This window comes from Ensifer sp. ZNC0028 (assembly GCF_000799055.1).
Lineage (GTDB): Bacteria > Pseudomonadota > Alphaproteobacteria > Rhizobiales > Rhizobiaceae > Ensifer.
Genome location: NZ_JTLA01000135.1, coordinates 73,178 through 86,759, shown reverse-complemented (window position 1 = coordinate 86,759; position 13,582 = coordinate 73,178). Strand labels below are relative to the sequence as shown.

Annotated in this window: 13 protein-coding genes; 5 read left to right on the top strand and 8 right to left on the bottom strand. The window is 64.9% G+C overall.

What is annotated here, in order from left to right; genetic code table 11:
- Positions 1 to 107: 107 nt before the first annotated feature.
- From L981_RS28935 to L981_RS28920, 4 genes are all read left to right on the top strand, one after another.
- The gene (locus tag L981_RS28935; protein WP_029742635.1) at positions 108 to 974 is read left to right on the top strand and encodes an ABC transporter permease; all 867 of its coding nucleotides are present in this window, start codon (positions 108 to 110) and stop codon (positions 972 to 974) included.
- Entirely contained in the window at positions 974 to 1,792 is an 819-nt protein-coding gene (locus L981_RS28930) for an ABC transporter permease (protein ID WP_043624753.1), read from the top strand. The genes L981_RS28935 and L981_RS28930 overlap by 1 nt, the downstream gene beginning before the upstream one ends.
- Before the next feature lie 4 nt (positions 1,793 to 1,796).
- Positions 1,797 to 2,558: an SDR family NAD(P)-dependent oxidoreductase gene (locus tag L981_RS28925; protein ID WP_043624751.1), complete on the top strand. Its 762-nt coding sequence runs from the start codon at positions 1,797 to 1,799 to the stop codon at positions 2,556 to 2,558.
- Between the two features lie 129 nt (positions 2,559 to 2,687).
- A complete protein-coding gene (locus L981_RS28920) occupies positions 2,688 to 3,065 on the top strand; it encodes a hypothetical protein (RefSeq protein ID WP_043624748.1) in 378 nt (125 codons plus the stop codon).
- A gap of 15 nt (positions 3,066 to 3,080) precedes the next feature.
- Here L981_RS28920 and L981_RS28915 read toward each other — a convergent pair whose 3' ends face one another.
- Positions 3,081 to 3,887, bottom strand: coding sequence for a class I SAM-dependent methyltransferase (locus L981_RS28915; RefSeq protein ID WP_043624745.1), 807 nt, complete (start codon positions 3,885 to 3,887; stop codon positions 3,081 to 3,083).
- A gap of 149 nt (positions 3,888 to 4,036) precedes the next feature.
- Positions 4,037 to 5,662 carry a winged helix-turn-helix domain-containing protein gene (locus L981_RS28910; RefSeq protein WP_082006198.1) on the bottom strand — a complete coding sequence of 542 codons (1,626 nt, stop codon included), beginning with the start codon at positions 5,660 to 5,662 and terminating at the stop codon, positions 4,037 to 4,039.
- Between the two features lie 71 nt (positions 5,663 to 5,733).
- On the opposite strand from L981_RS28910, the gene L981_RS28905 reads away from it, so the two are divergent.
- Positions 5,734 to 6,177 (top strand): cupin domain-containing protein, encoded by a 444-nt coding sequence (locus tag L981_RS28905; protein ID WP_082006197.1) that lies wholly within the window; start codon positions 5,734 to 5,736, stop codon positions 6,175 to 6,177.
- A gap of 35 nt (positions 6,178 to 6,212) precedes the next feature.
- On the opposite strand, the gene L981_RS28900 is transcribed toward L981_RS28905, so the two are convergent.
- The 6 genes from L981_RS28900 to L981_RS28875 are packed head-to-tail and all read right to left on the bottom strand — an operon-like array spanning position 6,213 to position 13,568.
- Positions 6,213 to 7,871, bottom strand: a complete 1,659-nt coding sequence (locus tag L981_RS28900) for a urocanate hydratase (protein WP_043624742.1) — start codon at positions 7,869 to 7,871, stop codon at positions 6,213 to 6,215.
- Positions 7,872 to 7,915: 44 nt separating this feature from the next.
- Positions 7,916 to 8,245 carry a TfoX/Sxy family protein gene (locus L981_RS28895; protein ID WP_043624739.1) on the bottom strand — a complete coding sequence of 110 codons (330 nt, stop codon included), beginning with the start codon at positions 8,243 to 8,245 and terminating at the stop codon, positions 7,916 to 7,918.
- Between the two features lie 13 nt (positions 8,246 to 8,258).
- On the bottom strand, positions 8,259 to 9,353 hold the full coding sequence (locus L981_RS28890; RefSeq protein ID WP_043624735.1) for a DUF917 domain-containing protein: 1,095 nt from the start codon (positions 9,351 to 9,353) through the stop codon (positions 8,259 to 8,261).
- 1 nt (position 9,354) lies between these two features.
- Positions 9,355 to 10,635 (bottom strand): Zn-dependent hydrolase, encoded by a 1,281-nt coding sequence (locus tag L981_RS28885; RefSeq protein WP_043624732.1) that lies wholly within the window; start codon positions 10,633 to 10,635, stop codon positions 9,355 to 9,357.
- Positions 10,632 to 12,011 (bottom strand): dihydroorotase family protein, encoded by a 1,380-nt coding sequence (locus L981_RS28880; RefSeq protein WP_043624729.1) that lies wholly within the window; start codon positions 12,009 to 12,011, stop codon positions 10,632 to 10,634. Before L981_RS28880 ends, L981_RS28885 begins: the two co-directional genes overlap by 4 nt.
- Before the next feature lie 18 nt (positions 12,012 to 12,029).
- Positions 12,030 to 13,568 (bottom strand): aromatic amino acid lyase, encoded by a 1,539-nt coding sequence (locus L981_RS28875; protein WP_043624726.1) that lies wholly within the window; start codon positions 13,566 to 13,568, stop codon positions 12,030 to 12,032.
- Positions 13,569 to 13,582 lie beyond the last annotated feature (14 nt).

The window sequence follows — 13,582 nt, the reverse complement described above, 5'->3', positions numbered from 1 at the left end:
CTTCGCCCCGCCTGCGGGGAGAAGGTGCCGGCAGGCGGATGAGGGGCTTCCCTCGCCGCGCACCCAGCAGCCCGAAAAAACGACTGAAACCAAACGGATACCATTTCATGACCGCGGCGACGAACACGAAGAGAAACCTGGTGACGGCGGCGCTGGTGGCGCCGGCCGCTGCCTGGTTGATGATCTTCCTCGTGCTGCCCTTCATCGCCATGCTGGTCTTCGCCTTCGGCGAGCGCGCACCGGAAGGCGGCTATCAGGCGGCCTTCACTTTTGCCCAGTTCGCCAACCTGCCGACACGCGCGGCGGCCTTCTGGAACACCCTCATCCTGGCACCGGTCGGCGCGCTCGCCTGCCTGCTGATCGCCTATCCGGTCGCCTATTATCTGGCAGTCAAGGCGAACCCGCGCTACCGGCTGATCCTCGTGTCGCTCGTCGTCGTGCCCTTCTGGACCAGCCTGCTCGTGCGCACCTATGCCTGGATGTACATCCTCGGCTCGCGCGGCATCCCCAACTTGCTTTCGATGATCGGCATCGAGGATGTGCGAATGCTGAACACGCCGGGCGCAGTCCTGCTCGGCATCGTCTACGGCTACCTGCCGCTGATGATCATGCCGATCTATGTGAGCCTCGAAAAACTCGACCGCCGCCTGCTCGAAGCCTCCGCCGACCTCGGCGGGAGGCCGGTCTCGACCTTCTTCGGCGTCACCCTGCCCTTGTCGCTGCCGGGCGTCATGACCGGCGTCGCTCTGGTGACGATCCTGCTGCTCGGCGAATACCTGATCCCGCAGCTCTTGGGCGGCGGCAAGGTGTTCTTCATCGGCAACGCGCTGGTCGATCTCTTCCTGCAATCGCGAAACTGGCCCTTCGGCTCGGCGATCGCCGTCACGCTGGTTGCCGTCGTCGTGGTGATCCTGATGGTGGCCATGCGCATCGCCTTCCGCGTCGCCGGCACAAGACAGGTGGATCTCGTCTGATGCGCGCCTTCATCTCCTCCGTCTATCTCTTCCTCTACGCGCCGATCGCGCTGGTCGTCTTGTTCTCCTTCAACGCCGGACGCAACGCCAGCGAGTTCACCGGGTTCTCGACCGCCTGGTACGGCAAGGCGCTTGGCAACACCTTCCTCGTCTCGGCGCTTCAGAACAGCCTGCTGATCGCCTTTACCAGCGCCACGCTCGCGGCGATCTTCGGCACGATGGCGGCGCTTGGCATGGAGCGGCTGGCGCCGCGCAACCGGGCGATCTTCGATGCGCTGTTCGCAGCGGCCATCGTCGTGCCCGGCGTCGTCATCGGCATCGCGACGCTGGTCGCCCTCGTCGCCGTCTTCTCCTTCGTCAACCCGGCGCTCGCCACCATCTGGCCGGGCGATCAGCCGCCGCAGCTCGGTCTCGGTTATGGCTCGATCATCGCCGCCCATGGCCTGTTTTCCATGGCGCTGGTGACGATGATCGTAAAGGCCCGCATCGCCAGCCTTGGCCGCGACATCGTCGAGGCGTCGAGCGATCTTTACGCAACGCCGCTCACCACCTTCCGGCTGATCGTGCTGCCGCAGATCTTGCCGTCGATCCTCGCCGGCTTTCTTCTGGCCTTCACCTTCTCCTTCGACGATTTCATCATCGCCTTCTTCGTCGCGGGCTCGAAGACCACGCTGCCGATCTACGTCTTTGCCTCGATCCGCCGCGGCGTGACGCCCGAAATCAACGCGATCGCGACGCTGGTGCTCGTCGCCTCGCTGCTTCTGATCCTGACCGCCCGCATCCTGATGCGGGAAAAGAAACCGAAATCCGGGGAGTGAAACCATGATCCTGAAAGACCGGGTCGCGATCGTGACCGGAGCGGGCTCCGGGATCGGTCAGGCGGGTGCGGCCATCATGGCGCGCGAAGGCGCCCATGTCGTCGTCGTCGACCGCAGCCTCGCGGCAGCCGCGACCGCCGTCGAGGCGATCGCCGCCAAGGGCGACAGCGCCGAGGCGTTGGCGATCGACGTGACGGACGACACGGCGCTTTCCGATGGCATTGCCGATATCCTCTATCGCCACGGCCGCATCGACATCCTGCACAATCATGCCGGCGCGCAGGTTGCGGGCGATCTGGAAGAGGTCGAGGTCGCCGGTTTCGACCGTTCCTGGAACCTCAATGTCCGCGCCCATTTCATGGCCGCGCGCCTCGTCATGCCGTCGATGCGGGCCGCCGGCCGCGGCGTCATCCTCAATACCTCCTCATCTTCGGGCGTGCTCTACGACCGCGAGATGATCGCCTATACGACGACGAAACATGCCGTCATCGCCATGACCAAGCAGATGGCCGGCGACTACGCCCGCCACGGCATCCGCGTCAACGCGCTCTGCCCCGGCTGGGTCGACACGCCCTTCAACGAGCCTTTCATCGCCCAGATGGGCGGCCGCGGTGCGATCGAATCCTATATCCGCGAAAAGGTCCCGCTCGGCCGCTGGGCCAGCGTCGAGGAGATCGCCGAGTCGATCCTCTTCCTCGTTTCCGACCGCTCCTCTTACATGACCGGCCAGATCCTGGTGGTGGATGGCGGCGAGACGGTGGTGTGACTGCCGGGCGCTGAGGACATTATGAAGGGCGGACTGGGCATACTTGCGATTGATTGACGGCGAGATCGGCACTATCAGGTTGGGCCGAAGGCGGTGGACGCGGCGCTATCGCGATGACAAGGACCCGACATGAAGACACTGTGCCTCTCGCTTGTGATCGCTGCCGGCAGCGCCAGCGGTATTCTTGCTCAGGACATAGATTACCCGCGCCGGAAACTTCCTGAGGACCAGTTCTTGTCATATCTGGGAACCGCTGCGGTCGCTGCTGCCGCCTGCCCAGGTTTGGCTGCCAATGAACAGTTTGCAAACGGATACGTGCGCGCGACTGGCGTGGCGCCTGAGTTTCATCGCGCCTTCGGCGACTCAATGGACAAGGCCCAGGAAGATGCAAAGCGCGACCTCAACGGATTCTGCGGTGCCGCGCGCACTTTGCTGTCCTTGCAGAGCAGAGTGGCCGCCGTCCCGCTGCTCGTCGATAGCTCCGATAAGCCGGCCAGGCAGAAGTGACGAACCGCTGCTCCATCACGCCCCCGGAACCACGCCCCGGCACGCCCAGGCGACCGCCGCAAACGACCGCGGCCCATCCGGCTGGCCGGCCTGGTAGGCCGCCCTGACCGCCGCGTCGATCTTCGCCCGCTGCGCGGCATCCAGCCCGCCGATATATTTGCCGAGCGGTCCCTCGCCCGCCGAAATCGGCCGCCAGAAATCGTCGAAAGACAGATAGTCCATGCGGATCGTCAGCGACGTCTGCTCGACGTTTGCAAGCCCATGTGCGGCAAAACTCTGCATCATCTCACCCGGCCGCATCATCGGCTGGGAGCAATAGCGGCTGCGCACCTGCTCGGCATTGCCATCGAGCATCGCCGCCACATCGAGCACCATGCGCATGCCCGGCATGCCGCCGAAGTGATCCCAGACTGCGGCCGCAACGACACCGCCCGGCCGCGTGACCCGGCGCATTTCGGCGACCGCTTTCCCCGATTCCGGGACGAAATGCAGCACCAGCAGCGCCAGCGCCCGATCGAAGGATGCGTCGGCAAAGGGCAGCGCACAGGCATCGGCCTGCTGGACCGTGATCCGCGGATCGGAATTCGCCCTGATCGTCGCCTCGACGAAGACGGGCGAGAAGTCGATCGCGGTAATCTCGCTTACATCGGCCGCACGCGGCAGCGCAAACGTCAGGCTTCCCGTGCCGCAACCGACGTCCAGCACCCGCTCGCCGTCGGCAACGCCCGCAAAATCGATGAACAGCGGCGCAAGCTGCCGGCTCCATCGCCCCATCAGCTGCTCGTAACCGGCAGCACTCTGCACATTGAAGCTCGATGTCATGATCGCCTCCGGGCAGTGAGGCCTGCATTGTAACGTGTCGCAGGGGCGACACCAAGACAGCACCGTCAGCAGCAACGGTGGGAGCAACGGTCGTCCGGTCGCCTGCGGGAGCGGGCGTGATTTCGAGAATGGCCAAAGCGGCAAGGAAGTCAGGAAGATTGAGGCGTCGGAAGCGGGTCGCCCGGGACTTGCTGCAACAATCCTGCCAATCGTTCCTGCCAATGCGGATTGCGCTGTCTCAGCGGCCCTAAGGCATCGCCTGACGCGTTCTCCATTTCGCTCGTCAATGCGCGCGATGAGCGAGCTTCTGCAAGACGCCCGGCAGCCGCATAACAGCAGGCCAACGTTTCCTGGACCGGCCGCCAGGACGGGCGCACTTTTTGGGCCTTCACGGCGGCAGCGAGCGCGCTTGATCCGTCGCCGCCAAACAGGTGGGCGAGCGCCAGAAAATTCAGCCAGACGAAGTTCTGCGGGTCGTTGGCGTTCAGCATGAGACCGTGTTCCAGCGACGCTATGGCACCGGACGCGTTTCCCCTGAATAGCTCCGCCATTCCGAGGACAAGGTGGCCAAGGGCGAAACTCGGGCTGATCTCGATCGCCCTTTCGGCGGCAAGAACCGCCTGCTCGGGCGCATTCGCATAGGCGCTGCAGATCGCGAGCGCATAGTGTGTGTACGGGTTCTTTTCGTCGAGCCGAACGGCCACCAAGGCGGCGTCCAAACCCTCCCGGATGTCATCGGAAGGATGCTCGCTCCATCCGTAGGCGACGATGCCGGCGCTCACGCGGCCAAGCCAGAGATGCGCTTCGGCAAGCTCTGGATCAAGCCGACAGGCCTCCCTGAACAGCTCTCGCGCCATCAGATGGGTCTGCTGGCCAACCTGGTGAAAATACCAGGTTCCCTGCCGCACGATCTCCCACGCCGTCAAATTTCCCGTGTGCCGCGACGCCGCGGGGAATGATGCCGTCTTCAACAATTCCGGTTCTATTGCGCCTGCAACTCTCTCTGCGATGGCGTCTTGAACTGCGAATGCCTCTTCCATTTCCAGGTCATACCGTTCGGCCCAGACCTGGCTGGCGCAGCTGGTTTCGACCAGTTGCGTGGAGACCCGAAGACGGCCGCCGGAGCGGCGCACGCTTCCTTCGAGCACGTAATCTACATCCAGGTCTCGGCCCACCTGCTTGGCGCTCACCGACCTGTGCTTGTAGACAAAACTTGAATTGCGCCCGATAACCCGAAACCACCGAAATCGCGTAAGCGCTGTGATCACGTCTTCGGTGATGCCATCGACCAGATAGGACTGTTGCTTGTCGCTGCTCAGATTTGCAAACGGCAGGACCGCGATCGATGGCCGGCCCGGGTCCGCGGGCGACCCTGGCAACGCCGGCGGCGCATCAGGGGCAGGATGCAGGCTATTCACCCGGCCGGCAAAACGATACCCCGCACGCGGCACGGTGGCGATCCATTCGCTGCCCTCCGGTTGAGAGCCCAGCATTTTGCGCAAGGCAGCGATCTGAACCGAGAGATTGCTCTCCTCGACGATGGCCGCGGGCCAGGCTGCCTCCATCAGCGCGGACTTGCTCACGACCTGCATCGGCGCTCGCACCAGTGCGTGCAGCAGCAACAAGCCCTTATGGCCAATGGCGACCCGCCGCCCTTCACGCATCAGTGCGCCGCGCTGCATGTCGAGGACGAATGTCCCGAACGCGAACAGTTGCGGCTCGACGCTATCGGCCACGACTTCTTCGGAAGAATTCGGAACTTTTCGCCCTTCCATTCAGGACTCCAGCCGGTCTTCTTGCGATCCTTTTGCGCAGGTCACCAGACTACCACAGAGGAGGCCGAAACATGACGATTTCAGAAGAACGAACCGACGCGCGACCAGGCTTCTCGGGGGCCAAGGCCCTCGTTTCCAAAGGAGACGCCGGTTACCGCACCGAACAGGGGTCCGATTACCTGCCCGGCATCAGTGCGGAATCGGTTGGCTCCACGACACTGTGGCTCGGTATCGCAACGATCCCGCCTGGAAAGCGCACCAAGGCGCATGTGCATGAGCGCCACGAGACGGCCTTCTACATGTTGAGCGGCGAAGAGTTGGAACTGTGGAGTGGCGATGAACTCCAGCACCGGGATGTGATGCACCCGGGAGATTATCTCTACATCCCCGCCAACGTCTTGCACGTGGCCGTTAATCGGGGAGATCAACCAGCCGTCTTTGTCGGGGCGCGCAACGAGCCCACCGCGCAGGAAAGCCTTGTTCTCTATCCTGAAATGGATTCCCGCGTGCCATGACAGGTGTGAGCTGCCTATGGCAAAGCCGCAGCTTCTCACACCTTCACATGCCCGATGCCCTTGGCGGCGATCTCCTCGAAGCTCTCGTCATAGCCGGCATCGGCATAGCGGATGACGCCAAGCGAGGTGTCGTTGGTGAGCGCATAGTCGAGGCGCTCGTCGGCCTCGACCGTGCCGTCGGCAACAACCGTCACGCCGCAGCTGGTCATGTAGCCGGCATAGCCGCCGCCGCCGGAATGCACGACGACAAGGTCGGCCATCGAGGAGCAGAGCAGCATCGCGTCGAGGAGAGGCCAGTCGGCAATCGCGTCCGACCCGTCCTTCATCCGCTCGGTCATGATGTTCGGATGCGCCATGGCGCCGGCATCGAGATGGTCGCGGGAGAACGCGATCGGGCCTTTGAGTTCGCCGGACGCCACCAGTTCGTTGACGCGCCGCGCGAGCGCCGTGCGTTCGCCGTGGCCGAGCCAGGCGATGCGGGCCGGCAGGCCCTCGAAGGGAATATGCTGGCGCGCCAGCCTGATCCAGTTGGTGACGATGCGGTTGTGCGGAAACATGTCGAGCAGCAGATCGTCGATCCGGGCGATGTCGCTCTCCTCGCCGGAAAGCGCCATCCAGCGGAAGGGGCCGATGGCGCGGGCAAAGAGCGGACGCAGATAGGCCTCGGTGAAGATCGGGATGTCGAAGGCATTGGCAACGCCGCCCTCGCGCGCCTGGGTGCGGATCAGGTTGCCGTTGTCGAAGACTTCGGCACCCTTCTGCTGAAAGTCGAGCATCGCCTTGACGTGCTCGACGATCGAGGCGCGGCTCGCCGCCATCAACTGCCCCTGGCCATCGTCGCGCAGCGATTTCACCTGCTCAAGACTCATGCCTTTCGGCACGTAGCCATAGACGAGATCATGCGCTGACGTCTGGTCGGTGACGACGTCGGGCACGATGCCGCGCCGGGCGATCTCCGGATAGATCTCCGCCGCATTGCCGACGAGGCCGACGGAGAGTGCCCGCTTGTCCTTCACAGCCGCGTCGATCATCGAGAGCGCCGTATCGAGATCGGGCGCGATCTCCTGCAGATAGCCGATTTCCCGGCGCTTCCTCGCCCGCTCCGCGTCGATATCGACGCAGAGGATGGCGGCACCCGCCATGCGGCCGGCGAGCGGCTGCGCCCCGCCCATGCCACCGAGACCGGCGGTCAGCACGAAACGGCCCGAGAGATCGCCGCCGAAGCGGCGTTCGGCAATGCGCATGAAGATCTCGTAGGTGCCCTGGATCACGCCCTGGCTGCCGATGTATTGCCAGGCGCCGGCCGTCAGTCCGCCCCAGCAGATCAGCCCCTTTCGCTGCAGCTCGTAGAACACCTCCGCCTTGGCCCACTGCCCGACGATGTTGCAATTGGCCATGATGACGAGCGGCGCCTTGGCATGGGTCTTCAAGAGCCCCACCGGCTTGCCCGACTGGATGAGCAGTGTCTGGTCTTCGTCCATCTCGATCAGCGCCTTGACGATGGCGCGGTGCGCCGGCCAGTTGCGCGCCGCCTTGCCGAGTGCTGCATAGACGACGAGATTGTCCGGATCCTCGCCGACCGAAAGCACGTTTTCCAAGAGCCGCAGCAGCGCTTCCTGCCGCCAGCCCTTGGCGCGCAGCTCCGGCCCGCCGGGAATGGGAAAACCGGGATGACGGGGATTGGCCTTGGGCATGGTGTCGTTCCTTGTTGTTGTCTCGGCGGGGCGGTCCCCAACTCTCACTTCGGCGGCAACGTCTCGACGAACGCTAGCGCCCCATCCAGCAACCGCCGACGCAGCGCATCATCGCCATAGGCATCCGCCCCAGCGCGCACCCAGCCATGCATCGCCCGCCCGTTCATCACCATCAGCTCGATATCGGGGAGCTTCAGCGCCCAGCCGTCATTGCCCTTGCCGAGCCGGACGAGCAGCGAACCCTCGCGCGCGCCGAGCAGAAGGTTGCCGTGAAGCAGGTAAGCCCAACCGCCGAACATCGCCTTTTCCGAGAGCCCGGCGCGGTCGCCGAGCCCTTCGCGGATCAGCTCTTCCAGTCCGGCATCGCGCGCCATCACCCTGCTCCCGTTACCTTCCGGAAAGGGCGTAGCGGGCAAGCTCGATGCCCATCGCCTTTTCGACCGATGGGTAGACCGTCGGGTCGAGCACGCTGGAGGACAGCGGGATCACCGTCTTCGGCACATGCAGCACGAAGATCTTCATGCCCACCTGCAGCTGGCCGACGCTCAAAGGTTCGCCCTCCGGCGACAGCGTGGTGATGACGTCCGGGAAAGTCGCAAGCCGCGTGCCTTCCGCAGAGTCAACCGCCATATACTCGTTCATCACGTGCAATATCGTTGAGTCAGCGCCCTTCCCCAGCGTCACCGTGCCGATATCGAAGGCTTCCTTGGTATAGTCGACGGATTTGTCGGTGATCGTGCCCTCGGCGAGGATCGCCCCATTGGTCGTCTTGACGATGGCATCGATCACCGCGCTGCCGCCCTTCGCTTCCGCCGAAATGATCGCCTCGCCGAGCGCCAGGGCCAGTGAAATACCGCCCAGCGCCGCATTGGCTTTCACATAGGATGCCCTGACCGGATTGCGGCACGATGCGATGAAGCCACCTGACATGTCGGAGGCCGTGCGCAAGACCGGCGAAACCTTGGCGGTGGCGCCGCGCACCACCAGCTCGATATAGCGGTTCTCGTCGCGGTTGCCGCCGACCGCCGTCTGGATCATCGGCTCGGGCGAACCGGCAAGGCCAATCGAGCCCATGTCGCCGGTCGGGTGCGCGCGAATATCCCCGACCGCATCGACCACCTTGGTGCCGAGGATCGCCGAAGGCAGCCAGCCGTTGAGCGTCGAGGACTTGCCGTTCTGGCCGATGATCAGGCCCGAAAGCTTTTCGCCGAGCGCCTCCTGCAACAGCTGCACCGCCTTGACGTAGTCGACGCCGCGCATCTCCCACGGCGTGGTCGAGGCCGGCGCGCCGATCGCGGCCGCCGTCGCCACCCAGTCCTGCGCGTCGAGTTCATCGATCGAGACGAGCTCGGGCTTGCCGATCGAAACCGCGGCATAGCCGAGCATGCGCCCGTGGTCGGCCCAGCCACCGCCGCCGGCCGCATAGACCGACCCGCCCTTGACTGCCGCCTCGACGTCCTTTTCCTTCAGTATCCGGCCCATCTCACACCTTCTCCTGCAATTTCTTGTCGAGCCTCTTCACCGCATCGAAGAGAACGGCGGCACCAAGCGCGATATCGTCGTTTTCGGCCCACTCCTCCGGCGCATGCGAGCGCCCGCCGAGGCAGGGAATGAAGATCATCGCCGAACGGGTGATGCGTCCCATCCAGGCGGTGTCGTGACCGGCACCGGAGGCCATGCGCCGATGCTTGGCGCCGATCGCACCGCAGCTTTCTTCGAGCGTCGAGAGCAGGAGCGGATCGCCCGGCGTCGGGTGGTTGTCCGAGATCACATTAGCGGGCAGGATCGTCACGCCCGATGCCTCGGCGACACCCTGGCAAAGGGAGCCGAGCGTTGCCAGGAACCGCTCCATCTGCGGCCGCAGCTCGGCACGCGCATCGATCAGCAGCCGGACGCGAGACGGCACCACATTGGCCGCGTTCGGCTCGATCGAGAATTCACCGACCGTCGCGGTGAAATGCCCGTCGCCATGAGAAAATTCCGTCGCCAGCCGCTCGATCTCCAGCACCAGATGCGAGGCGGCAACCAGCGCATCGCGCCGATGCCCCATCGGCGTCGTGCCGGCATGGTCCGCCTGCCCCTCGACGATGATCTCGATGCGGGTGATGCCCGAGATGGCGGTAACGACCCCGACATCCAGCCGCCCAGTCTCCAGTATCGGCCCCTGTTCGATGTGCAGTTCGAGGAACGCCTTGATGTCGGAGCGTTTCGAGCCGGAAAGCCTGGAGGGATCACCGCCCACCTCGACGATGCCCTGCCTGAGGCTCAGATCCCCTTGCGTGCGGCTGAGCCACCCATCCGGCAGGACGCCTGCCATGCCGCGGCTGCCGACGCAGGAAACGCCGAAGATCGACACTTCCTCGGCCAGAAAATCGACGATCTCCAGATCATGGTCGAGCTCAATGCCGTTGTCGGAAAGCGCGCGCGCCACTTCAAGCGCCGCCGCCACGCCAGCGATGCCGTCGAAGCGGCCGCCATCGGGCACCGTATCGGAATGAGAGCCGAGCAGGATGGTGCCGAGCGCCGACTTTTTACCCTTGCGCCGACCGATCAGGTTGCCTGCGGCGTCGATCCGGGTTTCAAGCCCGGCGGCGCGAAAGCGCCGGTCGAGAAAGGCCCGGCCTTCGAGAAAGAGTGGCGTGAAGGCGCGGCGGGTATAGGGCCGGTCCGGCTCGGTGATCCCGGCGAGACCGTTGACGATCCCGGCAATACGGCTCGCATTGACGGGCAGATTGGCTGGAACTTTGTGGGCGGTCTTGCTCATTTCGCCTCCTGAAGCGCCAAGGTCGGCAGCGGCCGGACAAACCGTCCGACACCCGGTTCGGCCAATACCTCGCGACCATCGAAGGCGAGCCTGCCGCGCAGATAGGTGGCAGAGACACGCCAGGGCAGCCGGATGCCGTTATAGGGCGACCAGCCGACAACGTTGTGACCGCTTGCCGCCGCATCATAGACATAGGGCTCCGGCGTCATGACGATGATATCCGCATCCTTGCCCGCTTCGAGCGCGCCCTTCTGATGGTCGAGGCGGAAATGCCGGGCCGGGTTCAGCGTCATCAGCTCGGCTGCGCGCGTCAAGGGAATGCCACGCTCCAGCGCGCCCTTGACGAAGAGCGGCACCATGACTTCCAGCCCCGGCACGCCAGATGCGTTCGCCAGCATGTCCGGATTGGTCTTGCGATCCTCAGACCAGCTGACGTGATCGGTCGAGACCATCGTCACCGTGCCGTCGGCCACGTGCCGCCAGAGCTTTTCCACCTCGGCGCGCGGGCGGATCGGCGGATTGATCTTGGCCTTGCCGCCGAGACGGCGGACATCGTTCTCCTCGTCGAGCGTCAGGTAGTGGATGCAGCACTCGATCGTCGCTTTGTAGCCCTGGGCGCGATAGGCGGCGGCAATCTCATAACCGCGTCCGAGCGAGCAGTGCACCACATGCGCCGGGCAGCCGGTAGCCGCCCCCGTCTCGTAAATCTGGTTGGTCGCAAGCAGCTCCGTCAGCGGCGGGCGCGACAGGCCATGGGCGCGGTAGTCGGTGATCCCCGCGGCCTTGACCTTGTCGATGGCCGCACGCACCGCCTCGTCGTCCTCGTTGTGCACGCCGGCCGCTAACCCGGTTGGCGCGATGGCGCGGAAGCAGTCTTCGAGCAAAGCTGCCGGAATGCGGGGGAAGCGTTTGGGATCGGTGCCGAAGGTCGAGAACTTGAAGGCAGCGACACCGCCCTCCACCATTTCGAGAATGCGCGCCGGTCCCTCCTCCGGATCGATAGTGCCATAGAGCGCGAAATCGACGCGCGCCTGCGGTCCCGCATGGTCGATCTTGCGGCGGAGCGCGTCGGCTGAGCAGACGAGATTGCCCTCGTCATAGGGCATGTCGACGATGGTCGTGACGCCGCCGGCGGCTGCCGAGCGGGTCGACCAGATGAAATCTTCCTGGTTCTTCTGCGACAGCGAATGCACCTGCGCATCGACAGCACCCGGCAGGATCAGCGCGTTGCCGAGATCATGCCGCTCGCGCGCCGCCGGTGCAGCACCCTGCCCGACATGCACCACCTTGCCGTCGCGAACCGCCACATGGCCGCCCTCGACGATCCTTTCGGGGAGAACAACGGTGCCTTTCAGAACGAGATCGAAATCGGACATGCTGCTCTCCCAATCGGATTATTTGTCGAGCGCGAAGAAGTCGTCGAACTCCGGCATCGGCGCGGAGGCGACGAAGGAGCGCAGGAGATCGTGGCAGGTGAAGGCATCCTGCAGCGCCTCGATCTCCTTCGAGAGCGGCCGGTCCTTCAGATAGATCGCGCTGACGGAGCGGGTCTGGTCGTAGGCCCGCTTGACGATCCCCTGCGGCTGGTCGCCGACGAGGTCGATCGCCTGCGCCGAAAGCATCGCCTCGATCGCCGCCAGTTGGCGCAGATCGCGCACCTGCGTTTCCATGCGCTCGACGATCAGCGGCAGGAAAGTCGCTTCCTCCTCGAGCCCGCCCGCCACCACGATCGACTGCGCCGAGAGCGGCACGGCGAGCGACTGCACGCGCATGTAAAGTTCGACCGCAAGCTTCATCAGCGGCCCGAGCCCGGTGGCCACCTCTCCGGGCGCCACCAGATTGACCGAGAGGTTGCGTCGGCCGCCGTTCGCAAGAAGGATGCAACGGTTCAAGACGTTGCGCGCCGCGTGCGAAAAGGCGATCTGCGCCGCCTCGATGTAAAGCGTCGTCGTCAGCGGCAGCGAGGCGCCGGAGGAATGGACCTGTCCGCCGATCACGACCGGGTTGTCGTCGGAGAGATAGGTCTGCTCCACCAGCCGGCCGGCCGCAACCAGCAGCGTGTCGACCACCGCGCCGAAGACCTGGGCGGTCATGCGCAGGCTCAAGGGATCGTGGATCGCCGTCGGCACCGGCCAGTCGGAGATGCCGGATTGGCCATAGAGCCATGAGCCGACCACCGCCTCGCCGCGAGTCGAGAGCGTCGCCGCCACCCGCCAGGGGTCGGCAGACGCCCCGAGCGCTTGCGACGACATGACCCCGGTGACGAGCAGCACGCGGATGGCCGAGGCCGCTTCGCGCAGCACATTGGCGGCGGCCGAAAAGGCGATGGCGTTGACGCTGAGCGCCGCCAGCGCATCACGCGGCTGCATCACGAAGGGCTCGAGGCTGGCTTCGGCAAGCGCCGTCTCGGCCGAGACGAGACGCCCCTGGTAATAGGCCTCGCCGACACCCGTCAGCACCGAGGCGATCTGGCCCATCAGGCCGATATCGGCGCAGCCCATCGATCCGTGGCGACGCACCGCCGGAATGATATCGTGTTCGCTGAGGGCCAGAAACGCCCGGATCAGGTCCGGGCTGCAGCCGGTATGGCCTCGCATGGCGGTGTTGACGCGGATGGCGATCGCCATGCGCACGATCGCCGGCGCAAAGAACTCGCCGGTGCCGAAGTGATGGGCGCGCACCAGCGAATTGTTGAACTCGGCAAGATCGTCGGCCGTCCAGAGCCGATCCTTCATCGAGCCGACGCCAGTGTTGGAGCCATAAACCGGCAGTCCCATCGCGATGCGGTCGGCGATCACCTTGTGGGCGGCCGCCACCCGCTCCATGCCGCCGCCATCCGCCACCAGCCGCACCCGCCCCGCCCCGATATCCTCGAGCGTCGCGAAATCCAGCGGTTTTCCGCAGAGAACGATGGTCTTGACCTGGTGCAGCATGCCGATACGGATCC

Bases quoted from the DNA above. Each gene is read 5' to 3' on its own strand.
- L981_RS28895 (WP_043624739.1), bottom strand. From the start codon at position 8,245: ATGGCGCGCGATGCCGGACTGGAAGAGCTGATCCGCGAAGGGCTCGGC.
- L981_RS28930 (WP_043624753.1), top strand. From the start codon at position 974: ATGCGCGCCTTCATCTCCTCCGTCTATCTCTTCCTCTACGCGCCGATC.
- L981_RS28900 (WP_043624742.1), bottom strand. From the start codon at position 7,871: ATGCCCAAGGCCAATCCCCGTCATCCCGGTTTTCCCATTCCCGGCGGG.
- L981_RS28905 (WP_082006197.1), top strand. From the start codon at position 5,734: ATGACGATTTCAGAAGAACGAACCGACGCGCGACCAGGCTTCTCGGGG.
- L981_RS28915 (WP_043624745.1), bottom strand. From the start codon at position 3,887: ATGACATCGAGCTTCAATGTGCAGAGTGCTGCCGGTTACGAGCAGCTG.
- L981_RS28910 (WP_082006198.1), bottom strand. From the start codon at position 5,662: ATGGAAGGGCGAAAAGTTCCGAATTCTTCCGAAGAAGTCGTGGCCGAT.
- L981_RS28935 (WP_029742635.1), top strand. From the start codon at position 108: ATGACCGCGGCGACGAACACGAAGAGAAACCTGGTGACGGCGGCGCTG.
- L981_RS28885 (WP_043624732.1), bottom strand. From the start codon at position 10,635: ATGAGCAAGACCGCCCACAAAGTTCCAGCCAATCTGCCCGTCAATGCG.
- L981_RS28880 (WP_043624729.1), bottom strand. From the start codon at position 12,011: ATGTCCGATTTCGATCTCGTTCTGAAAGGCACCGTTGTTCTCCCCGAA.
- L981_RS28890 (WP_043624735.1), bottom strand. From the start codon at position 9,353: ATGGGCCGGATACTGAAGGAAAAGGACGTCGAGGCGGCAGTCAAGGGC.
- L981_RS28920 (WP_043624748.1), top strand. From the start codon at position 2,688: ATGAAGACACTGTGCCTCTCGCTTGTGATCGCTGCCGGCAGCGCCAGC.
- L981_RS28875 (WP_043624726.1), bottom strand. From the start codon at position 13,568: ATGCTGCACCAGGTCAAGACCATCGTTCTCTGCGGAAAACCGCTGGAT.
- L981_RS28925 (WP_043624751.1), top strand. From the start codon at position 1,797: ATGATCCTGAAAGACCGGGTCGCGATCGTGACCGGAGCGGGCTCCGGG.